This window comes from Gracilibacillus sp. JCM 18966, from assembly GCF_055392695.1.
In genome coordinates this window covers 2,763,484-2,787,075 of the sequence record NZ_AP043883.1, presented here as the reverse complement: position 1 = coordinate 2,787,075, position 23,592 = coordinate 2,763,484, and the positions used below count along the sequence as shown (strand labels likewise).

24 protein-coding genes and 2 other annotated features are annotated in these 23,592 nt (G+C 36.7%); of the genes, 2 read left to right on the top strand and 22 right to left on the bottom strand.

The features are described 5' to 3' along the window. Positions 1–14 precede the first annotated feature (14 nt). From rplT to infC, 3 genes are read right to left on the bottom strand one after another with little or no spacing between them, the layout of a single operon-like run. A complete protein-coding gene (gene rplT, locus ACZ5N5_RS13300; protein WP_054861435.1) occupies positions 15–371 on the bottom strand; it encodes a 50S ribosomal protein L20 in 357 nt (118 codons plus the stop codon). A gap of 35 nt (positions 372–406) precedes the next feature. Further along, positions 407–601, bottom strand: coding sequence for a 50S ribosomal protein L35 (gene rpmI / locus ACZ5N5_RS13295; protein ID WP_109983929.1), 195 nt, complete (start codon positions 599–601; stop codon positions 407–409). 48 nt (positions 602–649) lie between these two features. Further along, positions 650–1,156 (bottom strand): translation initiation factor IF-3, encoded by a 507-nt coding sequence (gene infC, locus ACZ5N5_RS13290; RefSeq protein ID WP_464372641.1) that lies wholly within the window; start codon positions 1,154–1,156, stop codon positions 650–652. Positions 1,157–1,280: 124 nt separating this feature from the next. After that, positions 1,281–1,413: a sequence feature (ribosomal protein L20 leader region), on the bottom strand. 223 nt (positions 1,414–1,636) lie between these two features. On the opposite strand from infC, the gene ACZ5N5_RS13285 reads away from it, so the two are divergent. After that, positions 1,637–3,016 (top strand): alanine/glycine:cation symporter family protein, encoded by a 1,380-nt coding sequence (locus ACZ5N5_RS13285; protein WP_109983927.1) that lies wholly within the window; start codon positions 1,637–1,639, stop codon positions 3,014–3,016. Positions 3,017–3,134: 118 nt separating this feature from the next. Next, on the top strand, positions 3,135–3,299 hold the full coding sequence (locus tag ACZ5N5_RS13280) for a DUF2197 domain-containing protein (RefSeq protein WP_109983926.1): 165 nt from the start codon (positions 3,135–3,137) through the stop codon (positions 3,297–3,299). 49 nt (positions 3,300–3,348) lie between these two features. Here the strand turns inward: ACZ5N5_RS13280 and thrS are convergent, their stop codons facing one another. From thrS to citZ, 19 genes are all read right to left on the bottom strand, one after another. Further along, entirely contained in the window at positions 3,349–5,292 is a 1,944-nt protein-coding gene (gene thrS / locus ACZ5N5_RS13275; protein WP_464372640.1) for a threonine--tRNA ligase, read from the bottom strand. Positions 5,293–5,533: 241 nt separating this feature from the next. After that, positions 5,534–5,770, bottom strand: a binding site (T-box leader). 45 nt (positions 5,771–5,815) lie between these two features. Continuing rightward, a complete protein-coding gene (ytxC, locus tag ACZ5N5_RS13270; protein WP_109983924.1) occupies positions 5,816–6,670 on the bottom strand; it encodes a sporulation protein YtxC in 855 nt (284 codons plus the stop codon). Between the two features lie 194 nt (positions 6,671–6,864). Next, entirely contained in the window at positions 6,865–7,800 is a 936-nt protein-coding gene (dnaI, locus tag ACZ5N5_RS13265; RefSeq protein ID WP_464372639.1) for a primosomal protein DnaI, read from the bottom strand. Positions 7,801–7,810: 10 nt separating this feature from the next. Beyond that, complete coding sequence (locus tag ACZ5N5_RS13260; RefSeq protein ID WP_464372638.1) at positions 7,811–9,199, bottom strand: replication initiation and membrane attachment family protein; 1,389 nt, start codon at positions 9,197–9,199, stop codon at positions 7,811–7,813. 63 nt (positions 9,200–9,262) lie between these two features. After that, a complete protein-coding gene (gene nrdR, locus ACZ5N5_RS13255) occupies positions 9,263–9,727 on the bottom strand; it encodes a transcriptional regulator NrdR (protein WP_054788263.1) in 465 nt (154 codons plus the stop codon). Positions 9,728–9,769: 42 nt separating this feature from the next. Next, positions 9,770–10,159: a hypothetical protein gene (locus ACZ5N5_RS13250; RefSeq protein WP_054861431.1), complete on the bottom strand. Its 390-nt coding sequence runs from the start codon at positions 10,157–10,159 to the stop codon at positions 9,770–9,772. A 152-nt stretch (positions 10,160–10,311) separates the two neighbouring features. Beyond that, positions 10,312–10,686, bottom strand: coding sequence for an adenosylmethionine decarboxylase (gene speD, locus ACZ5N5_RS13245; RefSeq protein WP_109983923.1), 375 nt, complete (start codon positions 10,684–10,686; stop codon positions 10,312–10,314). 281 nt (positions 10,687–10,967) lie between these two features. Continuing rightward, a complete protein-coding gene (gene coaE / locus ACZ5N5_RS13240; protein WP_109983922.1) occupies positions 10,968–11,567 on the bottom strand; it encodes a dephospho-CoA kinase in 600 nt (199 codons plus the stop codon). Between the two features lie 16 nt (positions 11,568–11,583). Next, positions 11,584–12,411 carry a DNA-formamidopyrimidine glycosylase gene (gene mutM / locus ACZ5N5_RS13235; protein ID WP_464372637.1) on the bottom strand — a complete coding sequence of 276 codons (828 nt, stop codon included), beginning with the start codon at positions 12,409–12,411 and terminating at the stop codon, positions 11,584–11,586. A gap of 18 nt (positions 12,412–12,429) precedes the next feature. After that, positions 12,430–15,069 carry a DNA polymerase I gene (polA, locus tag ACZ5N5_RS13230; protein WP_464372636.1) on the bottom strand — a complete coding sequence of 880 codons (2,640 nt, stop codon included), beginning with the start codon at positions 15,067–15,069 and terminating at the stop codon, positions 12,430–12,432. A 102-nt stretch (positions 15,070–15,171) separates the two neighbouring features. Beyond that, a complete protein-coding gene (locus tag ACZ5N5_RS13225) occupies positions 15,172–15,330 on the bottom strand; it encodes a hypothetical protein (protein ID WP_464372635.1) in 159 nt (52 codons plus the stop codon). Further along, positions 15,327–15,902: a histidine phosphatase family protein gene (locus ACZ5N5_RS13220; RefSeq protein WP_054788259.1), complete on the bottom strand. Its 576-nt coding sequence runs from the start codon at positions 15,900–15,902 to the stop codon at positions 15,327–15,329. The genes ACZ5N5_RS13225 and ACZ5N5_RS13220 overlap by 4 nt, the downstream gene beginning before the upstream one ends. A gap of 92 nt (positions 15,903–15,994) precedes the next feature. Then, positions 15,995–16,924, bottom strand: a complete 930-nt coding sequence (gene hflC, locus ACZ5N5_RS13215; RefSeq protein WP_109983919.1) for a protease modulator HflC — start codon at positions 16,922–16,924, stop codon at positions 15,995–15,997. Beyond that, on the bottom strand, positions 16,911–17,906 hold the full coding sequence (hflK, locus tag ACZ5N5_RS13210) for an FtsH protease activity modulator HflK (protein ID WP_054788258.1): 996 nt from the start codon (positions 17,904–17,906) through the stop codon (positions 16,911–16,913). The genes hflC and hflK overlap by 14 nt, the downstream gene beginning before the upstream one ends. Positions 17,907–18,019: 113 nt before the next feature. Then, on the bottom strand, positions 18,020–19,399 hold the full coding sequence (gene pnpS / locus ACZ5N5_RS13205; RefSeq protein WP_109983918.1) for a two-component system histidine kinase PnpS: 1,380 nt from the start codon (positions 19,397–19,399) through the stop codon (positions 18,020–18,022). Further along, complete coding sequence (locus tag ACZ5N5_RS13200) at positions 19,399–20,094, bottom strand: response regulator transcription factor (RefSeq protein WP_109983917.1); 696 nt, start codon at positions 20,092–20,094, stop codon at positions 19,399–19,401. Before ACZ5N5_RS13200 ends, pnpS begins: the two co-directional genes overlap by 1 nt. 246 nt (positions 20,095–20,340) lie before the next feature. Continuing rightward, a complete protein-coding gene (locus ACZ5N5_RS13195; RefSeq protein ID WP_464372634.1) occupies positions 20,341–20,820 on the bottom strand; it encodes a hypothetical protein in 480 nt (159 codons plus the stop codon). Between the two features lie 144 nt (positions 20,821–20,964). Then, positions 20,965–22,230 (bottom strand): NADP-dependent isocitrate dehydrogenase, encoded by a 1,266-nt coding sequence (icd, locus tag ACZ5N5_RS13190; RefSeq protein ID WP_054788256.1) that lies wholly within the window; start codon positions 22,228–22,230, stop codon positions 20,965–20,967. A gap of 60 nt (positions 22,231–22,290) precedes the next feature. Beyond that, positions 22,291–23,406, bottom strand: coding sequence for a citrate synthase (gene citZ, locus ACZ5N5_RS13185; RefSeq protein WP_054788255.1), 1,116 nt, complete (start codon positions 23,404–23,406; stop codon positions 22,291–22,293). Positions 23,407–23,592 lie beyond the last annotated feature (186 nt).

Here is a 23,592-nt window from a genome sequence, read left to right as displayed (position 1 = left end):
CCTTTAAATAAAAATTATTTTAAAGCAGATTTTGCTTGGTCTGCTAATTGTGCAAATGCTTTTTCATCATTCACAGCAAGATCAGCTAGCATTTTACGGTTAACTTCAATGCCTGCTAATTTTAATCCGTGCATGAAACGGCTATATGAAAGGTCATTTAAGCGAGCTGCCGCATTAATACGCGCAATCCAAAGCTTACGGAAATCACGTTTTTTCTGACGGCGGTCACGATAAGCATATTGACCTGATTTTAATACTTGTTGTTTAGCTGTTTTAAATAGTGAATGTTTTGCACCATAATAACCTTTTGCTAGCTTTAATATACGTTTACGACGTTTACGTGTAACTGTTCCACCTTTAACACGTGGCATAATAAATCCCTCCTATATATATCAACGAATTCCTATTATTTCGGTAACATTTGTTTAATGCGTTTATAATCTCCTGCGGAAACGATAGCAGATTTACGTAGTTTACGTTTTTGTTTTTGCGTTTTGTTTGCAAACATATGACTAGTAAATGCGTGCGAACGTTTTACCTTTCCAGATCCTGTTTTTTTGAATCTTTTTGCAGTACCGCTATGAGTCTTCATTTTTGGCATAATAGCTTCCTCCTTGTAAAACTAAACTATATTTGACGTAAATATTCGTTATTTTTTATCAGAAACAGGTGCAAGCATCATGAACATACTACGACCTTCCATTTTCGCTCTTTGCTCAACAGAAGAGATATCTTTACATGCTTCGGCCATTCGTTCCAATACTTTTTGACCTAGTTCCTTATGGGTAATCGCACGTCCACGGAAGCGAATAGAGACCTTTACTTTATCTCCCTTAGATAAAAACTTACGTGCATTACGTAATTTTGTATTGAAATCATGCTCTTCAATACCAGGGCTAAGTCGAACCTCTTTCACATTAATAACTTTTTGCTTTTTGCGCGCTTCCTTCTCTTTTTTCTGTTGCTCAAAGCGATATTTCCCATAATCCATGATTCGGCAAACGGGTGGTTTTGCTTTTGGCGCAACCAATACTAAATCCAGATTTCTAGTTTGAGCAATATCTAATGCTTCCTGACGAGATTTTACGCCTAATTGATCCCCATTAGAATCAATGAGTCGAACCTCACGTGCTCGAATATTCTCATTGACATTCATATCTTTGCTAATAATCAGCCACCTCCGAAATTTAATAAAAAGCGTAATGAAACATGATCATATATTAACAATAAGACAAGTCGATCATCCTTTAAATACTGATTGACTTTATCCCTTTTTGTTCAATAACAAAAAAGTGTCGGTACACATACTGCACCCACACATCCTCGATTTCATTACAAATAAGTCGGATAAATACCTGTCAACTACAACACTTGTGTCAATCAGGTGAGAAGCGGGTGCTTCTACTTGTCTCTGATCATATTTAATTCACTTTAACTATCTTAACATGTACACTTTAACAAGTCAATAATCGTTTTTCGAAAATAGATAAATAATAGACAATCTATTTAACCACAATAGGATTCTTCCGTTAAACATTATACTCTTTAGTAAAAAGATTGTCTATTCAGTTGACATCATCCTTTTTTTCAATGAATATGGTTATATGAAAGCGCAATCTTAAAAGGGAGGGATATTATGTTAGATTGGTTACAAAGCTTTAATGAAAAAGGGGCAGAAATATTAGGAGAAATTGGCGGCTGGGTATGGGGTCCTCCCTTATTAATTTTATTAGTTGGTACAGGGATACTTTTGTCTTGTCGACTACTTTTCTTACAATTTCGTGCTCTTCCCTATGCATTAAAGCTTTCCTTTAGCAAAAATCAAGATAAAAATTCAGAAGGAGACATAACCCATTATCAGGCATTAACGACTGCCTTAGCTGCAACCGTTGGAACTGGTAATATCGCAGGGGTTGCTACAGCTGTGGTTGCTGGTGGACCAGGTGCTGTCTTTTGGATGTGGATCACCGCACTTTTTGGAATGGCGACAAAATATGCAGAGGCCCTCTTAGCTGTCAAATATCGTAAAAAAAATCAGCGTGGTGAAATGTCTGGTGGACCAATGTATTATCTAGAACATGGATTAAAAAATAAACGCATTGGTCGTTTCTTAGGGATTTTATTCGCCATATTTGCTTCTATTGCTGCTTTTGGAATTGGGAATATGGTTCAATCCAATACAGCGGCTGCATCGTTAGAGGAGTCCTTCTCGATCAATCCATTTGTAACAGGAATTGCTTTCACAGTACTTGCCGGATTAGTTATTATTGGTGGAATTAAAAGTATTGGTCGCGTAACCGCATTTTTTGTTCCGGTTATGGCTGTCTTTTATGTATTGGGTGGATTAGTCGTCATTGTGCTTAATTTTGACCTTGTGCCAACAGCCATAAGTTATATCTTTCAGGATGCTTTTACTGGAAAAGCAATTGGTGGTGGGATATTAGGTACTGTCATCCGTTATGGGGTAGCACGTGGTGCATTTTCTAATGAAGCAGGTCTTGGTTCTGCTCCAATTGCCGCTGCAGCTGCAAAAACCGATTACCCCGCACGGCAAGCGCTCGTATCCATGACACAGGTATTTATTGATACGATTGTTATTTGTTCCATAACCGGAATTACCATTGTCATGGCAGATCAATGGACAAGTGGCCTTGATGGGTCCGCACTTACTAGTTCGGCATTTGCACTATTCCTAGGTGATGCTGGTTCAATTATTGTAACATTTGGAATCCTGTTCTTTACCTTTTCTACTATTTTAGGCTGGTCTTATTATGGAGAAAAATCGATCGATTACCTCTTTGGGGAAAAAGGGGTAAAAATCTATCGTTATATTTTTATCTTCTTTGTCTTCATTGGCGCTATTGTATCATTAGATGTTGTATTCAATTTTGCCGATATTATGAACGGACTAATGGCATTTCCAAACCTAATAGGATTGTTGCTATTGTCGGGTGTCGTTGTAGCAGAAACGAACAAATTTATGAAAATTGCAAAAGAAGAAAGAGGAAGAAAATAATCAATTGTTAGCTAAGCATTATCTGTAATTTTACCTGGTTTATGTAAATGTAAAAGCTTAAGAATATTACAATTTTTTACAAACCAACTAGAAGGGAAGGGCAAAATGGGGGGATGAAATGTTTCATTATGAAGTGAAATGCTATAACTGCAAAAATGTGTTTAAAGTTTATGAAGGCAGTGAAAGATACAAAAAATTCAAAGAAAATAGGAAAGCTATATTTTGTTGCGATGACTGTGGCCATAAGATACGACTGGCAGCAATCAAAAATTTTTTCAGATAGAAAAACAACTCCCCACTTATAACAGGTGGGGAGTTTTCCTTTATTTAAGCTATTTTCTTAATTGACGCTCTTCTATTTCTTTCTGAATCAATTGCTTAAATTCTTCGAAATCAATCGTTTCTGAGTTTTTCTCTCCATATCGGCGTATGTTTACAGCATTGGTTTCTACTTCTTTATCCCCAACGACTATAGCAAAAGGTACTTTTTGTGTTTGTGCTTCACGGATTTTATAGCCGATTTTCTCTTCACGCTCATCCAATTCCACTCGAACACCTGCAAAACGAAGTTCATCCTCAACCTTCTTCGCATAGTCGAGATGTACTTCATTGGAAACTGGAATAATTCGTGCTTGAATTGGTGCGAGCCATGTTGGAAAGGCACCTTTGTATTCCTCTAATAAGAAAGCTACAAATCGTTCCATAGTAGAAACTACCCCGCGATGGATAACGACAGGACGATGTTCTTTCCCATCCTCTCCGATGTATGTTAAATCAAATCGTTCAGGCAATAGAAAATCAAGCTGAACGGTTGATAACGTTTCATCTTTTCCAAGTGCTGTTTTCACTTGTACATCCAGTTTTGGACCATAGAAGGCTGCCTCTCCTTCTGCTTCCACATAATCTAGCTTCAAGTCTTCCATCGTCTCTTTGAGCATACTTTGTGCTTTTTCCCACATTTCATCATTATCGATATATTTTTCCGTATCCTCTGGATCACGATAAGATAGACGGAAGTAATAATCCTCAATACCGAAATCTTGATACACGTTTTGTACAAGCTCTACCACTCGACTGAATTCATCCTTTAATTGATCTGGTCTTGCAAAGATGTGAGCATCATTTAAAGTCATACCACGTACACGTTGTAATCCTGCAAGTGCTCCCGACATTTCATGGCGGTGCATTGTTCCAAGCTCTGCTATACGTACAGGTAAATTTCGATAGCTATGCAGTTCATTTTTGTATACCATCATATGATGTGGACAGTTCATTGGACGCAAGATTAAGTCTTCATTATCCATTTCCATTGGTGGGAAAATATCATCCTGATAGTGATCCCAGTGTCCACTTGTTTTGTATAGCTCCACACTCCCTAAAACGGGTGTATACACATGATTATATCCTAATCTTTCTTCCAAATCGACAATATATCGTTCAATCGTACGACGGATAGTTGCTCCCTTTGGAAGCCATAATGGTAACCCTTGCCCAACCTTTTGAGAGATTGTAAAGATACCTAGCTCTTTACCTAGCTTGCGATGATCACGTTCTTTTGCTTCTTCTCTAAGTCGTAAATATTCATCTAGCTGACTTTGCTTTTCAAAGGCAGTTCCGTAAATGCGTTGAAGCATTTGATTATTGCTATCTCCTCGCCAATATGCGCCAGATATACTCAATAATTGGAACACTTTAATTTTGCTAGTTTGCGGGACGTGTACCCCACGACAAAGATCAAAAAATTCCCCTTGTTCATAGATCGTAACTGTTTCATTCTCTGGAATCGCATCAAGTAATTCTAACTTGAGGTCATCACCAATTTCTTCGAATATCGCTTTTGCCTCGTCACGTGATACTTCTTTACGTACTACCTCTAAATTCTCGTCCACTATACGCTTCATTTCTTTTTCAATACGTGGTAAATCTTCTGGTGTTAGGCTTTCTTCCATATCTATATCATAATAGAACCCATTTTCAATGGTTGGCCCTACGCCCAATTTGACATTTGGGAAAATTCGCTTAATTGCTTGTGCCATCAGGTGAGCTGTAGAGTGACGAAGAATCTCCAATCCTTCTTGATTTTTTAATGTAATAATTTCTATCACACCATCTGTTTCAAGTGGTGTTCGCAAATCATAAAACGTATGATCAAGCTTAATTGCTATCGCTTGTTTTTTTAATCCTGGTGAGATTGATGCAGCAATCTCTTCTCCTGTTGTTCCTTTAGGAAACTCCTTGCTATTTCCATCTGGAAAAGTAATCTGAATATGACTCATACTTGTACACTCCTTCTTTACATTAGAAAAACTAACATTCGCTGGTCTTTTAGCGAATGTCAAGTTTTGCTTATACTTGGCACCTTAAAATCTCAGCTACGTCGAACTTCTGCTGTGTAGAGATTTTATACCTTCCTAACGTATTAGATAAACTCGCATTTGTTCGACCTTTAGCAGATGTGTTAGTATTTCTTATCCTTTAATAAGGTAAAATAAAAACGCCCATCCCTCTACTTATTAGTAAAGGGACGAGCGTTGTACCCGTGGTTCCACCCAATTTCCTTACATCCAAATCATGTAAGCTTCCTTGCATCGGTTAACGATGATGAATCGCTACTTATTACTAAACATTCCCGTATGTTCATAAGTAGAGTTCAGAGGTGGTAATAATAAGTGGTCCTACAGAAAGCTTTCAGCCAAGACTCTCCTCTCTAACAGTAAGCCATACCTACTATCATGTCCTCATCAAAACAATTACATTTTTACTATATGCGGTTTATTATAACGACTGTTGCGAAAAAAATCAAGATTCTTTTTCTTCTGCATCAAAAAATGGAAATGCATCAGAAGGAAATAGTGAACATTTTTCTTGAAATATGTTTAGAATAGTATTGATTTGGGCGTCATTTGGGTCCTCCGTGTAAAGAAAAAGATGCTTTGGCGCAAGCATGAGTAATGGGGAAATATTCCATTCATTCTCCTGCATTCCAAAAATAAATAGCGGGAAATGATTCATCAGTTCCTCCAGCATTTCTTTAGTTAGACACGTACCATCCTCTCGATAAAATTGATATTGTTCTCCGGCCAATACAAAAATAACATCCTCTTCTGCTTGTTTACGATGTACGAACTCTCGAATAGAGTTAATAAAGGATTGGTATTCTTCTTCCCGCTTAAATTCATCAATGGCTAGTCCTACAATTTCGGTAAGCTGTTCTAGATAATGATGTAAGCGAAAATGAACAATCGAATCAAATCGGATAACGTCTGGTTCCAAATGCAACAAAAAAATAGCCATTAATATATCTCGTAATTCATGCTGGTGAATCTTGTCCTCATAAATATCTTCATCCTTCTCAAGCAATGAATGGGCAATACTCGTAATTCGTTCTATTTCCTCCTTGTTGGAAAAATGATATTTTTTTTCTAAAATGGTACGTATTTGAGGAATTTCACGACACGTAATATACACATTGCTTAACAGCTTAGCTAATGTTTTCTTCTTGATGTCCATATCAACCGATTCGACCTGTAAAATGAATATACTATTTCTATTTCCCCTACGTCGAATGGCTTTTAATTGTGTTTCTGTTTCTTCTCTAGCAAGCTGATAAAATACATCCGCTTCTTGCTCTTGTTCAAAATATACTTCTAACAATTCTCATCACCCTCATCACCATCAAACTGATATATTATATGGGTGAAAAACAAAAAAAATAACCTCAAGTCTTTTTAACTTTGTACGTTAGGAGTATAAAATGGATGCAAGGAGTAAACGAAGAAGTGTAAATTTTGAAGCCCATAGGAGAAAAAAGCTAACGCATCCGCTATACAAGCGAATGCGCCTAAAAGTTATCCATTATCACGAAACCGTTGATGAAGTTCTATTGGTTTACTAAGCTGTTTAATTCTTTCGATAATTCTTCCTGCTTTTATTGTCTCTACATCTCCACGATTTGATGTAGCTAAATGTGCTTCTAATTGATCTAAATCATAGTTCGAAGTGAAAAATACTGGCAATTCCTCCATCATCCGATATTGTAAAATGGCCCCTAACACTTCATCCCTAAACCAAGGTGAAATCGATTCTGCACCAATATCATCAAACATTAAAACATCCACCTTTTTAAAATGCTCGATTTTAGATTGTAAGGAATCATTTTGGATCGATGCTTTCATTTCCCGTACAAATTCTGGCATATAGATCATCGCCGTATTGATTCTTTTTTTCTTTAATTCATTCGACAAAACCCCTAGAATGAAAGATTTCCCTGTACCAAATGGCCCGTATATATATAAACCTTTTCTAAAGGAGTCTTGGGAATAATGCTTGACGAATTCTATGATTTCCTTTCCTATATCTTTTCTTTCATAACTGGTTGTATCAAGTTGCGCTAATGTCGCTTCCTTTATCTGCTTTGGCATATAAAGGCTTTGCACTAAGGATTCCTTTTCTTTTTGAAGTTCATCCTGTATTTTATACGAACATTTCTCATAACGAATAGAAATATCTTGATCATTTAATTCTAAATGTGGTGTATAGCCTTTGATAATATTCTTACAGCCTGCTAAGTTGGGGCAATCTTTACAATCTTTTGAGGCTTCCTTATATTCATACAGCTTTATTAAATGACGGTCAATATCTGATTCTTCCAATTCCAAATGGTCGCTTAACAGTGCTTGAATCTCCTCGTCCTGTAGCACCTGTTCTTTAATATCCTGGAAGGTAGTTTGGAATTCCTTATTTGACTTCATCCATTTTTTTAATGAGGATTGAATTGGTTCCATCATATCATCCCTAATCTTCATTTGCATGTTGTTGTAAATATTCTGCTAGGAGTGCATCTGCCTCCTGTGCTTTCCGTTCTCTATCAAGCTCTGATTCTTTTGGTTGCTTGCTTTTTTCCTTTTTTGCAGATTCCTTCTGCTTTTTATACCAATCTGGCACAATGTCCTTCTTGTTCGATGTATAATGATATCTTTTGTTCGAAGTATTGGTCGTCCATTGCTGATATTTTTTATTTTCTGATTTTGCTAATGTCATGGCTTGTCTAACGGTTTTTACATTTTTACGCGCCCAATGACTTGCAATTCTCTCCAAATAATTCCTTGATAGCTTCATATCTGTTTTCAGCATAACATAATGGACTAGTACATTCATAACGCCTGCCGTTAAACCTTGCTGTGTCATAATTTCACTTATAAGCTTTAGATCCTGGGTAGATGCAGCGGCACCATCCGATAGGTCCTCCAGCAATTGCTTTGGTGAAATATGCTCCAACCGTTCCACTAGAAGCTCTTCTTTTGATTTCGGTTGAGCGGATGTTTCAGGTATGGGACTAATCTTCTGTTTATATTCTGTTACCTTTAAGGATATTTTGCTTCCATTCGCATTAACTAAGTCAAGACATGCTGCTTGGAATTCTGCTCTATTTAATCGATTCTGATCATTCATTGCCCATAATAAAGCTTTTTCTATCTCATGATTGGTCAAATCATACATTGCTACCATTTGGTTGATCAATTTTTTATTCTCTGCCGTCAAAATTTTATTCACTGGTAGCATTCTCTGTTCTAATATTTGTGTTATCCATTCAAAATCAACGACCGTGTTGATAGGAATTTCTGACACTTCATCATCATATTTGTGTATGAGCTCTGCATCCTTGTCCTTATCCCTCAATTGAAAAACATCCTCAAATTTTGCCGTCGTTTCGAGTGAGGATGGAGATTGTTTTGCTTCTTTTTTTAAGAAAGCTGATTTCACAAGCTTAAACTTTTCACTACCTAGTTGATGATATAATAAGTGGCTTAAAAAATCATTTTGAAAAAAAGCTGTACTGGATAAAGGAGGATGTAACAAATATCGGTAAGTTTTTTGTTCATCTTGATTGCTTTCAAATGTCTGCAATAAACCGATCGCTTCAAGCTTTCTTCTCGCACGGTAAATTCTATCCAGAGGTAAACCGAGATAATTCATCAGCACATGATGTGTCTGATAATCGGATCGATCGATTTGCAAAGTAGACTCCGAATATAGTGTTTGATATAGAGAAAGGGCATCAATCCCAATTAATGGTTGATACAAGTGTGTTAGGGAGCTTGTAAAAGAAAGCTGTACATCACGAGATAAATCGACTATATATAATTCTGATGGTAATATTTTTCCTAAGTCGCCTAGACTCATATACATAGCCCCTTTATTGCCGATAAAATAATTCTATTAGATCATCATGATCCAAATCTCTTCTTAATGATTGTTATCTGTTCTTATTAAATCTTTTAATTCTTCTAAGAACACACTGATATCCTTAAATTGTCGATAAACAGATGCAAAACGAACATAGGCAACCTCATCTACATCTACTAATCGATCCATAACCATTTCGCCAATTTCATTACTTTCCACTTCGGAAGTTCCTCGATTTCTTAATTCCTTCTCAATCTCCACAGCAATATTCTCGATTTTCTCAAGAGCAACTGGTCTCTTCTCACAAGCGCGAATCAAGCCTCGCATTAGCTTATCTCGACTGTACTCTTCTCTCGTTCCTTCCTTTTTAACGACAATGAGTGGAACTTCCTCAATTCGTTCAAAGGTGGTAAAGCGAAAGCTACAAGATTCGCATTCTCTTCTTCTACGTATCGATCGTCCATCTTCAATTGGCCGTGAGTCTAATACTTTTGTGCTTTTATATTGACAATGTGGACATCGCAATTTGAATCATCCCTTGTTTTTTCGATTCTTCATCGTAACACATTATTCCTTTGTTCCGATATAGTCAAGTTCTTTTTTTATTATATCATAAAGCTTTGGAATTAGCTTATGACTATAGCCAAAATCAAATGGAATCGCAGACTCTGTTGTTGCAGAGATATCAATTGCAGTTCGATATGGCTTAACCATAATAATAGTCATAATGATAAAGACTTTTCTTCCTTTTCTATAATTAAAACTAATTTCGCCATGATCTTTTGAAACAGCTACTACTTCAAATTCTTTTCTACTTTTAAACAATGGAACTAGTTTATCAAAAGCTTTATCCTTTGTTGTTTTAAAATAATGAGTTTGAAGCGCTGGGTCCCAATGCTTATCTCTTGTTTCAGAGTGGTTGTTAAAATTCTTGTTTATTACGTCACGAAATGCCATATTCTCCTCACACCTTACTATGTATTTATATTTATTTTATTTTAACACGTTTTCATGAAGAAAACGATTAAATCGAATAAATTAGAAAAGTATGTCGGAGAATATAAGCAATGAACGATAAAACCCTTACGAAATGTAAGGGTTTCTCCATATTATGCTTTCATTTGTTTAAGTTTCACAGTTCCCATACCACGTGGGACTTCTAATTTTTCTACTGTTTTCGCTTCAAGCTTTTCCTCAATGAACTTTACTGCGATATGTGGATCAATAATATCTCCACACGTATAGACATCAATACTTGCATATCCATGCTCAGGAAAACTATGAATCGTTAAATGGGATTCTGAAATAATTACTACACCACTCACCCCAAATGGAGCGAATTTGTGAAAAGCGACTTCCCTTATTTCTGCTCCTGCCTTTAATGCCGCATTAACAAAAGTCTTCTCTAAACGGTCTAAATCATTTAAAATGTCAAGGTTACAATTCCATAACTCTGCAATAACATGTCTTCCCATTGTATCCAATGTCTTACTCCCCCCTTCGCTAATTCTTTTGAAATCCATGCATGAATAACCACGGGGGAAAGTTAGTCCAAAGAGGTCCTAACCCTTTAAGCATTCATCAATAAGGATTTAGCCAAAAGATCTTTTTACATTTCCTCTCCTCAAAAGTTCACTTCATCTTCGTTAGAGATTTCTAAGTAAAAAGATATGCCAAAAAGATTATATATGCTTTCCGCCTATTTTACAAGCTATTTTTAGGACGAATTTTTCCATCTGTCAGAACGGTTATTTATGCCCTATCTCTAATTAAAAATTCTCCATTTTTGCATGAGTTTCTCTAACTGTTGTTCGGTCTGTTCTAGAGAACCGCTATTGTCGATAACCGCATCTGCAAGTCTTTTTTTCTTTACTGGATCCATTTGAGCATTCATTCGCTCCTTTGCTTCTGCTTCTGTTAAATGATTACGATTCATCAACCTTTTTAATTGTTGCTTTTCTTCGGTAAAGACGACGATGGTTCGATCAACTAAATGTGTTAGATTATTTTCGAACAGAAGCGGAATATCTAAAACGATAACCTTTTCCCCTCTGGAAAGATGTGCCTGTTTTTCTTCTTCCATTCTTCTTCTGACTGCGGGGTGAACGATATTATTTAATTTTTCCCGCAAAGAGGAATCATGAAAAATAAGCTGTCCGAGTTTTTTTCGATTAATGGTCTGATCATCCAGTAAAATATCCCGACCAAATGTCTCGACAATTTGATCATAAGAAGTCTCTCCTGGCTCTACCACTTGTCTTGCAATAATATCTGCATCAATAATTGGAATCTGATACGATTCTTTTAACATGTTGCTTACCGTTGACTTCCCACTAGCAATATTACCTGTTAAGCCAATAATCATTCATCTCCACCACCATTTATAGCTGTTGACAGGTTGGACAAAAGTGCGTGCCTCTACCATTCACCTTCATTTTTACAATCTTGTCATGACATTTCCGACAGGCTTTGTCTGTTTGACCATATACATGTAATTGCTGTTGGAACATGCCGATTTGCCCCTGACTGTTCACATAGGAACGAATCGTTGTTCCACCTTGCTTAATTGCTTCCTGTAAGGTAAGCACTGCTGATTGATAAATGGTTTCTATTTCGCTTAAGGTTAGGCTATTACCTTTACGTAATGGATGAATACCTGCGAGAAAAAGTGTCTCATCCACGTAAATATTACCAAGTCCTGCGATTACTGTTTGATCTAATAAGATGTTTTTAATGACACGTTCGCTTTTTTGAATTTTTTGGGCAAAAAGTGTAAAAGAAAAATGTTCTTCTAATGGATCCATTGCCAATTGAATTAGAGGCTTTTCATCAAGTTCTGCACCTTTTTCAAATAAATGCATCGTGCCAAATTTTCGAACATCCTGATATCTAAGCTCTGTTCCATCCACAAAATGGAAGGTGATATGAGTATGTTTGGCAATCTCTTCTCCCTTTTGAAACACGCCATATTTCCCTTCCATTCTTAAATGGGAAACTAACACAAGATCTGTTAAATCGAACAAAAGGAACTTCCCTTTTCTTCGTATTTCCTCTATTGTTTGTCCCACTAATAGCTGCTTGAATTCTTCCATATCATCTGGTTTTTGAATAATTTTTGGCCATTTTATATCGACAGACTCAATTTCCTTGCCAATGACCAATTGTCTTAATGTTTGTCTTATTGTTTCCACTTCTGGTAGCTCTGGCATTTCTGAACTTCTCCTAACTTATTTTGCATCATACCATGTATCACCATGGGATACATCTACTTTTAATGGTACACTTAATTCGATCGCATTTTCCATTACTTCTGCTACAAGGTCTGATATCTTATCCACTTCTTCTTCTGGCACTTCTAAAATCAATTCATCGTGAACTTGTAATAGAAGTCGTGCTTTTACCTCTGCTTCTTTTAATCTACGGTCAAGTTCAATCATTGCTAATTTGATAATATCAGCAGCACTTCCTTGAATCGGTGTATTCATCGCCGTTCGCTCAGCAAAGCTCCTAACATTAAAGTTACGACTAGTAATGTCTGGAAGATAACGCCTTCGGTTCATAATCGTTGTAACGAACCCATCCTGCTTTGCTTTGGCAACGATATCCTTCATATAATCTCTAACAGATGGATAGCTTTCCAAGTAGCGTTCAATAAATTTCTTAGCTTCTTTTCTAGTAATACCAAGACTCTGGGATAAACCGTAATCACTAATTCCATATACAATACCAAAGTTAACCGCCTTTGCTTGACGCCTCATATTGGATGTAACATCTTTTTCCGAAACATGAAAAACATCCATTGCTGTTTGAGTATGAATATCCTTATCCTGTTGGAAGGCTGCTTGTAATTTCTCATCTTCTGCAATATGCGCGAGGACACGCAGTTCGATTTGAGAATAATCCGCTGCAAGCATTTTCCATCCTGCTTTTGACGGAATAAAGGCTTGTCTAATTTTTCTACCTTCTTCGATTCGAATCGGGATATTCTGTAAATTGGGATCAATAGAGCTTAAGCGTCCTGTCTGAGTTAATGCTTGATTAAATCGAGTATGGATTTTTTCATCCTGTTTAAATACTTCCCGTAGTAATCCTGCAATGTACGTGGAGTCTAATTTCTTCAGTTGACGATATAATAGAATCTTCTCAATTATCGGATGCTTTCCTTGTAGCTGCTCGAGAACGTCCGCAGAAGTAGAATAACCCGTTTTCGTTTTCTTGATAGCCGGAAGCTCTAATTTTTCAAACAGAATGGGACCGAGCTGCTTTGGTGAATTAAGATTAAACTTTTCACCAGCTAATTCATAAACCTCTTCTTCTAATACTTTCAGTCTTTCGGTCAACTCTTTTCCCATCTCAACTAGTCGACTACTATCAACCTTTACTCCTCTTGCTTCCATTTCCCCTAAAACGAGTGCTAAGGGGAGCTCTAATTCATAGAGTAAATCTAGCTGTTTATTCCCCTCTAGCTCATCTTCCATTTGTTTCTTTAATTCATAGATCATCGTTGTTTTTCTAACAATGTGCTCTATCCATTTATCTTCCTCATCAGGAAGTCCCTTTTTTGCACCTTTTCCATAAACCTCATCATCGAATTGGATAGCGGTTTTGCCAAAGCGATGACTAATAGCAGGAATGTCATGATTATTCTCAGATGGATTAATCAGATAAGAAGCTAGTAGTAAATCAAAGGAAATTCCTTCTATACCAATTTCGAATCGGTTCAGGAGTACCGTAATTTTTTTGGCATCAAATACATATTTTTTCTTCGAGCTATCCTCTGCCCATCTCTTAAACGCTGTAGATTCTTTGAATACATCGATGGGAATAAAGAATTTACCTTTTTCATTAACAAGTGATGCACCAATCATCTGCTCCCGATGATAATTTTCTTCCAGGATCTCTATATCAAATGCAGCAACACCTGTAAAAAGATCCTCAGAAATACTTTCGATTTTTTCAAAATCTATTGCTTCAAGCGTTGTACTTTCGACCTCCGCTTCCTCATCACCAGAGATTCTCCCCATTAAGGAAGAAAAGCCTAATTCACCAAATAAATTCCGTACATTTGTTGTATCATAACCATCATATAACGTATCCTTTACGGAAATTTCGATTGGAGAAGACTGATTGATCGTTGCTAGGTCCTTGCTCATAAAGGCATCATCTTTATGATTTGTTAAATTTTCCTTTAACTTCTTCCCAGATACCTCATCAAGATGATCATATAAGTTTTCGAGAGTCTGGTATTCCTTTAACAGCTTGACGGCCGTTTTCTGCCCCACTCCAGGGACTCCTGGTATATTATCAGATTTATCTCCCATCAAAGCCTTCAAATCAATGACCTGATCTGGGCTAATTTCCATATCTTCCTTTAATGTATCTGGAGTATAATTCATCACATCACTAATTCCTTTTTTCGTTACACTTACATCGATCTTTTCGGAGACTAGTTGAAGTAAATCTTTATCACCAGAAATTACTTTAACGTTCCAGCCGTCTTTCTTTGCTTGCTTTGAAATAGTTCCAATGATATCATCTGCTTCAAAGTTCTCAAGCTGGTAGTGCTTAATTTGAAAGGCATCTAAAAGTTCTCTTAATAACGGGAATTGTTCACTTAATTCTGGTGGTGTCTTTTGCCGTCCACCTTTATATTCCTTATAGGTTTCATGACGAAAAGTTGTTTTACCAGCATCAAAGGCAACCAATACATGACTTGGCTTTTCCTCTTCTAATATTCTAAGTAGCATTGTAGTAAAACCATAGACAGCATTCGTATACACTCCCTTATCATTGTTCAATAAAGGTAAAGCAAAAAAAGCTCTGTAAGCAATACTGTTTCCATCAATCAGAATTAATTTATTCGACATTTGCACAAAAACTCCTTTATCTATGCCCGAATGGCATATACGTATAATCTTATCCACTATTTTACCACTATTTGAACACAATATCATTTTTATTCTTCTTTATTAGTATGAGGATTTTATAGGAATGACCCTTGCTTGACAAGCCTTTTCATAAAACTCAATTGGCCCAGCCTGACCGATGATCGCATACTCATAACCAGCCTCTTTCATTTCCTTTAAACAATAGTGAAGCAAAGCCTCCAAATCTTTGTTCACAGTCATCCGTGCTGCCATAGCCTTTGGATTCTTACCAAATTATTTTGGAAAAAACTTAATTCATAAATGTCTGGCTTAGAAGTACGATGCCAAAAATCGAAGCCGAATTTTTCGTCAAAATAATTCAGCATAATTGTCATAATATTTCCATGGGTACCTATTACCACTGTTTTGCCTTGATGATCCTTCAGTAACTGGTGAATAACAGGGATTGCTCTACTCTGCGCCTCCGCTGTGGATTCCCCACCTTCTAGGCAGAAGTTCTTATCTACAAATGATTGCTGAATAGCTTTGACTAACTCTCTCTCCTCCAGTTTATAATTTAGCCCTTTTATTGGTCTTTCTCTTAATTCCTCGTACTCGGTGATTGAAAGCCCTTTCCATTCTGCTAAGGGCTGAACAGTTTGTACTGCTCTCGTATAAGGACTTGAAACAATAGAAATATTTTTGTGTTCTGCTAAAATTTCTTTCACTTTATTCGCCGCTTCTTTCCCTTTAGCAGATAACTCTCTTGATCTTTCTTTACCGAATATGTATGGAGACTCGGCATGCCTAACCATAATTAGTGTTGTCTTCAATTTTTCTCACCACCTTTATTTTATAGTGTTTTGCTCCATAAAAGCAGAATAGAGATACAAAAAATTTTCTTTGTATCTCTATTCAAGCATTACTATTCCATATAACCCATCAGTAAATCAGCATAAGGAGAGCCCTGTGGAATGATAATGGTCGTTTCACCATCTATTGTTTTCTTATAGGATTCAAGTGTACGGTATAATTGATAGAATTCTTCATCCTTTGAAAAGGATTGATTATATATTTTCGCTGCCTCTTCTTCCCCTTCTGCACGAATTTGCTCTGCTTGGGCATTTGCTTTGGACAGCATCTCCGTTACATCTCGATCAGCCTCTGCCATGATTCTGTTCTTTTCGGCCTCACCCTGTGACAAATATTGTTGTGCTTGGGACTCACGCTCGGAAATCATACGATTGTAGACAGATTGCTCGTTTTCTTCAGGTAAATCAGAACGCTTAATGCGGACGTCATCCACCTGAATACCATAATTATCTCTTTCTAAGAGCTCATTTACACGATCTGTCACCCGTTGGTTTAAATCCCCTCTTGTACTACCTTCTTCATTAATAATCTGATCATAATTTAGCGTACCTAGCTCAGAACGAATGATAGAAAAAATGAACTCTGACATTCTCGCTTCTGCTCCTATCTCAGTACGAGCATTAGCAATCATTGCCTCAGGATCCGTTATTTCCCAAATGGCATAATTGTCAATAATCATCCGCTTTTTATCTAAAGTATTAATTTCTCTTTCTATGACATCATAAACAAGCTTTTTATTTGGAAGTGTCGTAATAGATTGAAGTAAAGGAATCCGAAAATTTAATCCAGGTTCACTCTCAATCCTCACTACTTCACCAAATTGGCGAACCACCTTATATTCTCCTTCCTTCACTACAAACATACTGCTGATTAAAATGATTAGGAGAATGACGATAAGTAAAAGCGTGATACCTATTTTAATATACCGCTTAATCTCTTTTGGTGACATTTTCTTCATCTCATATACATTATTGTTCGTCATTTGTAGACTCCTCCTCACTGTTTTGTTCAGAATCATTAGGAGACTCATCAGTAGCAGGTGGAATGGTGGCAGTGTTACCGTTTTGGCCTAAAGGTAAGTATTTAATCGTATTCCCATCATCATTCATAATATAAATATTAGCATCTGGCAAGACTTCCTCTAAAGTCTCTAACACAAGTCGTTGTCTTGTTACTTGTGGGTTGCTTTCATAGGCTTGATATAATGCATCAAAAGCAGCTACATTCCCTCGTGCTGTTTCAATTCTTTGAATCTTGTCACCCTCTGCCCTCGTAATAACGGCATCTTTTTCCCCTAAAGCTTCTTCATATTTCTCATTACGATATTTGTCTGCTTCATTCTTCTTTGTATTCATCGTTTCTCTTGCATCCGTAACTTTCATGAATGCTTGACGGACATCCTCATTAGGTAAATCCACCTCTTGAAGCTTGACGTCTTGTATTGCAATCCCAACATCATAATCCTCCATTAAGGATACTAATAAGTCCAAAACCTCATTCTCGATTTTTGCTTTTCCGTCTGTCAATGCTTCATCAATAGTGGATGACCCGATAATACTTCTTAATGAAGCAGAGGTGGCATTATACAAAATTTGTTCTGGATCGTTCGAATGAAATAAATACTTATTCGGCTCTACAATTTTCCATTGCACAACTAGATCTGCTTGGAGAATATTCTCATCTCCTGTAATCATCCTTACGATATCCGCATTTTCCGCTTTTTCCTCATCATAACCAAAATTTAGACTAAATGTCTCCTTTGATAATGTTTCCACCGTTTGAATGGGCCAGGGTAATTTAAAATGTAGACCTGGTTCTGTCGTCCCTTCATCGGCCTCTCCAAATGTAACCACAACCGCTTGTTCGGATTCATCCACTGTGTACCAGCTTGTTAAACCTATGACACCGAGTAAAATTACAGCAACAACAATGCCAACCCAGCTATAGATTTGTTTAAGCGTCATTTGATTTCCCCCTTTTATGTATGTTCTTCCATCTTCCCTTACTACAACTACGAATATGTAGGAAAAAGGTTTCATTAAAATGACAAAAGTGGTAAGAAAATTAATACATTTTCTTACCACTTTTTAGGTAGCTTTACTATAAAAGTTGATCCTTTGTTAAGCTGGCTTTCCACTTCTATCGTTCCATGATGTGCTTCTACTATGTGTTTCACAATAGCTAATCCTAATCCTGTCCCTCCAGTATTTCGACTTCTCGCTCGATCAACCCGGTAAAATCGCTCAAATATCCTTTGTTTAGCTTCAGCTGGAATACCAATCCCATTATCTTGAACCAATAAAGCTATATTATTCTGTTGGTTTTGAATGTGTAACGAGACCTCTCCGCCTTCGGCCGTATAATTGAAAGCATTATACAATAAATTTAATACTACCTGTTGTAACCGGTCTGGGTCTCCATATATAGATAGGCCTTTTTCAATATCAGCATGAAATGCGATGCTTTTTTTATTAGCCTGTTGTTCCATTAATGTTAAGATATTAGGAATCCAATCATCGACCTTAATAATTTTCTGCGATAATTGCATCTCTTCTTTTTCCAGTCTTGATAGCTCCAACAAATCTTGTACAAGTGCTTGAATTCTAGTGCTCTCTTTTAAAATAATATCAAGAAATTGTTTTCTTAGTTTCTCCTCATCCATCGCCCCATCAAGTAAAGTCTCAGTAAACCCTCTAATCGAAGTAATCGGTGTTTTTAGCTCATGAGATACATTGGCAACAAAATCTTTTCGCATTTGTTCCACACGTTTCAAATCCGTTATGTCATGGAAAACGAGTACCGTGCCCTTTAATTCTCGAACATCATTGATAACTGGGGCTCCTACCACTTCAATATGATGCTTATCTTCCTTAATCGATAGCGTAATCGCACCAATCATCTTATCTTCATACAAGAATGTTTCTTGGACTACTTTGTGAATGCTCTTATCATCCAATACGTCATAATATAAATAGCCTATATAATTTGTGGATTGTTTACCGAACATATGTAAAAATTTACGATTTACTAAATGAACATAGCCTCTCTCGTCAATAAGCATAAGTCCACTTTCCATATTGTTAATGACAGTTTTCCATTGACTTCCTTGCATTTTTTCTTGGATTGCCATCTCTTGTAAGTTCCTAGCGAGCATATTTAGCTGATTACTCAGCTGTTGAGCTTCCCCACTCGGCTTTACATATGTGCGAACATTGTAATTACCCTTTACAAGTTCATCTGTCACATTGATGGCTGCTCGTATTGGCTTCACGTAGTTTTCATACATATGATACATTAGTATTAAGACAACTATATAGCCAATTAGCAATGAAAAGAGAACAAATAGTTGGTCATCACCAGTAGTAAAAGGAACCACAACTAATCCGATTAAAAAAAATACGGAGGTGATCATCACCATATATCGATAAAAGCTATTGGTTTTTTGCTCCTTATCCATTAAGTGGGCTCCTCCATTTTGTATCCAAGACCTCTAATTGTTTTAATATATACTGGATGCTTTGTATCAGGTTCAATTTTCTCCCGTAAATGGCTCACATGCACATCCACTATCCTCGTATCTCCTACAAAATCATAATTCCATACAGCACTTAATAGTTGATCTCTTGATAAGACTTTTCCTTTGTGCTTCGCTAAATAATGTAATAATTCAAACTCTTTACGTGTAAAACTCAATGTCTTTCCATCAATCGTCGCCTCGTATTGTTGAGGGTAAATTAATAACTCTGCAATTTTTATGTATGGTTGATCTGTCGCTGTTTCTCGTTGTTTTGTTCTGCGAAGAATTGCTTTGATACGAGCTACTACTTCTTTAGGACTAAAAGGCTTTGTTAAATAATCATCTGCTCCTAGTTCTAATCCAAGTACTTTATCAAATTCATCATCTTTAGCAGTTAACATCAGGATTGGTGTGTCTATTTGTTTTTGTCTTAACGCCTTGCACACTTCTGTTCCTTCTAATCCAGGTAACATAAGGTCAAGCACTATTAAATCAAATTCCCCAGTTGACGCCTTCTGTAGCCCCTCTGTACCATCATAGGCTACTTCTGTCTGAAATCCTGACTTTTCAATGTTATATTGTAAAAGAGTCACAATAGATTGTTCATCATCAACGATTAAAACTTTCTCTTCCATTCCAGCACCCCATCTACTATCTATATACTCCTATCATACATGGACGTACATTTAAAGTGAATAGATAAAGTCCACAAAAAGTCAAAAAATATGTAAAATTTAATTTACATTGGTTAATATTATCTTTACAATCCACTGTTATTCATTGAAAGTACGGAAACAACTATTGTTCTGGCGAGTGAGTTTAGGGTATTGCGGGTAAGCTTTGTGAAAATATTTATGATGATAATGCTTTTCTCTTTCGGTCTAGGCTGGGGAAAAGCTATCTCTTTCTTGGCTTTTTAATATATTGGACAGATTTAGTGTTAATTCTCTCAATGCTGTCCTATATATCAATATATTGGACAAGTCTAACGCTTTAAGTGCCAAATTAGATTGAGGATTTTTATTTCTGGTAATTAGACGGGGGTTAAGGGCCAAATTAGATTCAGGATTTTTATTTTGGGTACTTAGGCGGGAGTTAAGGGCCAAATTAGATTTAGGATTTTTATTTTTGGTACTTAGGCGGGAGTTAAGGGCCAAATTAGATTCAGGATTTTTATTTTTGGTACTTAGGCGGGAGTTAAGTGCCAAATTAGATTTAGGATTTTTATTTTTGGTACTTAGGCGGGAGTTAAGTGCCAAATTAGATTCAGGATTTTTATTTTTGGTGCATAGGCGGGGATTAAGTGCCAAATTAGATTTAGGATTTTTATTTCTGGTGCTTAGGCGGGTTTTAAGTGCCAAATTAGATTCAGTATTTCTCTGCTTTTACTTGTCAATATAACAGGATATTGGACAAGTCTTACGTTGCTTCTGCTTGTTGTCCAATTTTCTCTGCAAAAAGCCTCTCTGCTAAATCTTAGCAGAGAGGCTTTTGATACAATCTTATTATCCCATATTTTTAATTAATTCATCAGCAAATTGAGATGTTTTTACTTCTGTTGCACCTTCCATTAATCGAGCAAAGTCATAGGTTACGACTTTTGATCCGATTGTTTGATCCATGGATTTAAGGACTAAGTCAGCTGCTTCTCTCCAGCCAAGATGTTCAAGCATAAGAACACCTGAAAGAATGACAGAAGATGGGTTCACTTTATCAAGACCCGCATATTTTGGAGCCGTACCATGAGTAGCTTCAAAAATCGCATGTCCAGATTCGTAGTTAATATTAGCGCCTGGAGCTATACCAATACCTCCAACTTGTGCTGCTAATGCATCAGAGATATAGTCACCATTTAGGTTCATGGTTGCTACTACATCAAATTCTTTCGGACGAGTTAATATTTGTTGTAAGAAAATATCCGCAATAGCATCTTTTACGATGATTTTGCCAGCTGCTTCTGCTGCTGATTGTGCTTCATCCGCTGCTTGACGACCTTTTTCTTCTACAATCTTGTCATATTCTGCCCAAGTGAATACTTTATCACCGTATTCTTTTTCAGCAAGCTCATAACCCCAGTTTTTGAATGCACCTTCTGTAAATTTCATAATGTTACCTTTATGTACTAAAGTAACACTCTTACGGCCTTCTTTAATAGCATACTCAATAGCGGCACGAACTAATCGGCTAGTACCTTCCTCAGATACTGGCTTTACACCAATACCAGAAGTTTCAGGGAAACGAATATTCGTTACACCCATCTCATTTTGGAGGAAATCAATAACTTTTTTCACTTCATCTGAACCTTTTTGCCATTCGATACCAGCATAGATGTCCTCAGTATTTTCACGGAAGATAACCATATCTGTATCTTCTGGATGCTTAACAGGGGATGGAACACCATCGAAATAACGCACTGGGCGTAGGCAAGTAAATAAATCTAGCTTTTGACGTAATGCTACGTTTAATGAACGGATACCCCCACCGATTGGAGTTGTAAGAGGACCTTTAATAGCAATTTTATATTCACGAATAGCATCTAGAGTTTCTTCAGGAAGCCATTCACCTGTTTGATTATACGCTTTTTCCCCAGCAAGTACTTCTTTCCATTCGATGCCTTTTTCACCATTATATGCTTTTTCTACTGCTGCTTCGAGAACACGGCTAGCTGCTGCCCAAATATCCGGCCCAGTTCCGTCTCCTTCAATAAATGGAATGATTGGTTTATTTGGTGTTTGTACGACACCATTTTCTACTGTAATCTTTTCTCCCATTCTTCAATTCCTCCTAAAATAAAATTCAAATATATTATATCATTTTCCATAAGAAAATGCTTATCGCTCATTAATATCTACATATGCTTGTTTAGTGGGACCAACATATTCTGCTCTCGGTCTAATTAAACGGTTATTTTCATATTGTTCTAAAATATGTGCAATCCAGCCTGAAAAACGACTCATTGCAAAGATTGGTGTATATAGATCATGCTTGATTCCTAGACTATGATAAACAGATGCTGAATAAAAATCAACATTTGCTGGCAAGCCTTTTTCTTCTTTAATATAATCTTCAATTTTAACAGACATTTCATACCATTTTTCCATATTGTGAAGAGCAGTTAATTCCTTCGACATTTTCTTTAAATGTTTAGCGCGTGGATCTCCAGTCTTGTATACACGGTGACCCATTCCCATAATCTTTTCTTTATTTGCTATTTTTTCTTTTACATATGGAATCGCATTATCTACTTCTTCAATTTCTAATAGCATGCTCATAACCGCTTCGTTTGCTCCCCCATGGAGCGGTCCTTTTAATGCACTTATCGCTGCAGTAATACCCGAATAAATATCTGAAAGTGTTGCTACACAAACTCGAGATGTAAAAGTTGAGGCATTTAACTCATGATCGGCATGAAGGACAAGCGCTTTGTTAATTGCTTCCACCTCTAATTCGTTCGATTCCTCTCCATTAAGCATGAATAAGAAGTTTGCGGCATAGCTTAGGCCTTCCTTTGGTTTCACGATATCCTTGCCATCTCTAATACGTGAGAATGCAGCAACTACTGAAGCAACCTTTGCTTGTAGTCGAATAGCCTTTCGCTTGTTAGCTTCTTCGCTCATGTCATCTGCTTCCTCATCATATAAACCTAGTAATGATATTGCTGTACGTAGAGCAGCCATTGGATGAACGTTATGTATGTCATAGGATTTAAAATGTTCTACAACGCCTTGCGGTAATGTCATATTTTCCACAAGGTCCTTTTCTAATTGTGTTAACTCTTCCTTATTCGGTAGTCGTTTGTTCCATAGTAAGTATATAACCTCTTCGAAGCTAGCATTCTCAGCTAGATCATCGATCGTATAACCAACATATGTAAGCTGATCGTCAATAATGGAACTAATCTTCGTTTCAGCGGCTACTACCCCTTCAAGTCCTTTCGTTGTTGACATAACATCTCTCTCCTTTTCTTATCCTTTTTCACTCGTTAGCTTCGTTTCGCTAACCATTCTTATCCTCAAAAGCTCTCGAGAAGCTTTTGAACATCCCCATGCCTATTATAAACAATCAAAAATAGTTAGTAAATGAAAACGATTAAAATTGAGAATATAATCTTTTCCATTGCATAGCTTGTACTA

What these genes read in the sequence shown, in the direction of transcription:
- rplT (WP_054861435.1), bottom strand. Translation starts at nt 371, where the DNA reads ATGCCACGTGTTAAAGGTGGAACAGTTACACGTAAACGTCGTAAACGT.
- rpmI (WP_109983929.1), bottom strand. Translation starts at nt 601, where the DNA reads ATGCCAAAAATGAAGACTCATAGCGGTACTGCAAAAAGATTCAAAAAA.
- hflC (WP_109983919.1), bottom strand. Translation starts at nt 16,924, where the DNA reads ATGACGAACAATAATGTATATGAGATGAAGAAAATGTCACCAAAAGAG.
- coaE (WP_109983922.1), bottom strand. Translation starts at nt 11,567, where the DNA reads ATGATTATTGGCTTAACAGGTAATATTGCTAGTGGGAAGTCAACGGTA.
- ACZ5N5_RS13280 (WP_109983926.1), top strand. Translation starts at nt 3,135, where the DNA reads ATGTTTCATTATGAAGTGAAATGCTATAACTGCAAAAATGTGTTTAAA.
- ACZ5N5_RS13200 (WP_109983917.1), bottom strand. Translation starts at nt 20,094, where the DNA reads ATGGAAGAGAAAGTTTTAATCGTTGATGATGAACAATCTATTGTGACT.
- pnpS (WP_109983918.1), bottom strand. Translation starts at nt 19,399, where the DNA reads ATGGATAAGGAGCAAAAAACCAATAGCTTTTATCGATATATGGTGATG.
- infC (WP_464372641.1), bottom strand. Translation starts at nt 1,156, where the DNA reads ATGAATGTCAATGAGAATATTCGAGCACGTGAGGTTCGACTCATTGAT.
- icd (WP_054788256.1), bottom strand. Translation starts at nt 22,230, where the DNA reads ATGGGAGAAAAGATTACAGTAGAAAATGGTGTCGTACAAACACCAAAT.
- ACZ5N5_RS13250 (WP_054861431.1), bottom strand. Translation starts at nt 10,159, where the DNA reads ATGGCATTTCGTGACGTAATAAACAAGAATTTTAACAACCACTCTGAA.
- thrS (WP_464372640.1), bottom strand. Translation starts at nt 5,292, where the DNA reads ATGAGTCATATTCAGATTACTTTTCCAGATGGAAATAGCAAGGAGTTT.
- mutM (WP_464372637.1), bottom strand. Translation starts at nt 12,411, where the DNA reads ATGCCAGAGCTACCAGAAGTGGAAACAATAAGACAAACATTAAGACAA.
- ACZ5N5_RS13260 (WP_464372638.1), bottom strand. Translation starts at nt 9,199, where the DNA reads ATGAGTCTAGGCGACTTAGGAAAAATATTACCATCAGAATTATATATA.
- ACZ5N5_RS13285 (WP_109983927.1), top strand. Translation starts at nt 1,637, where the DNA reads ATGTTAGATTGGTTACAAAGCTTTAATGAAAAAGGGGCAGAAATATTA.
- polA (WP_464372636.1), bottom strand. Translation starts at nt 15,069, where the DNA reads ATGTCGAATAAATTAATTCTGATTGATGGAAACAGTATTGCTTACAGA.
- hflK (WP_054788258.1), bottom strand. Translation starts at nt 17,906, where the DNA reads ATGACGCTTAAACAAATCTATAGCTGGGTTGGCATTGTTGTTGCTGTA.
- dnaI (WP_464372639.1), bottom strand. Translation starts at nt 7,800, where the DNA reads ATGGAACCAATTCAATCCTCATTAAAAAAATGGATGAAGTCAAATAAG.
- ACZ5N5_RS13225 (WP_464372635.1), bottom strand. Translation starts at nt 15,330, where the DNA reads ATGACTGTGAACAAAGATTTGGAGGCTTTGCTTCACTATTGTTTAAAG.
- citZ (WP_054788255.1), bottom strand. Translation starts at nt 23,406, where the DNA reads ATGTCAACAACGAAAGGACTTGAAGGGGTAGTAGCCGCTGAAACGAAG.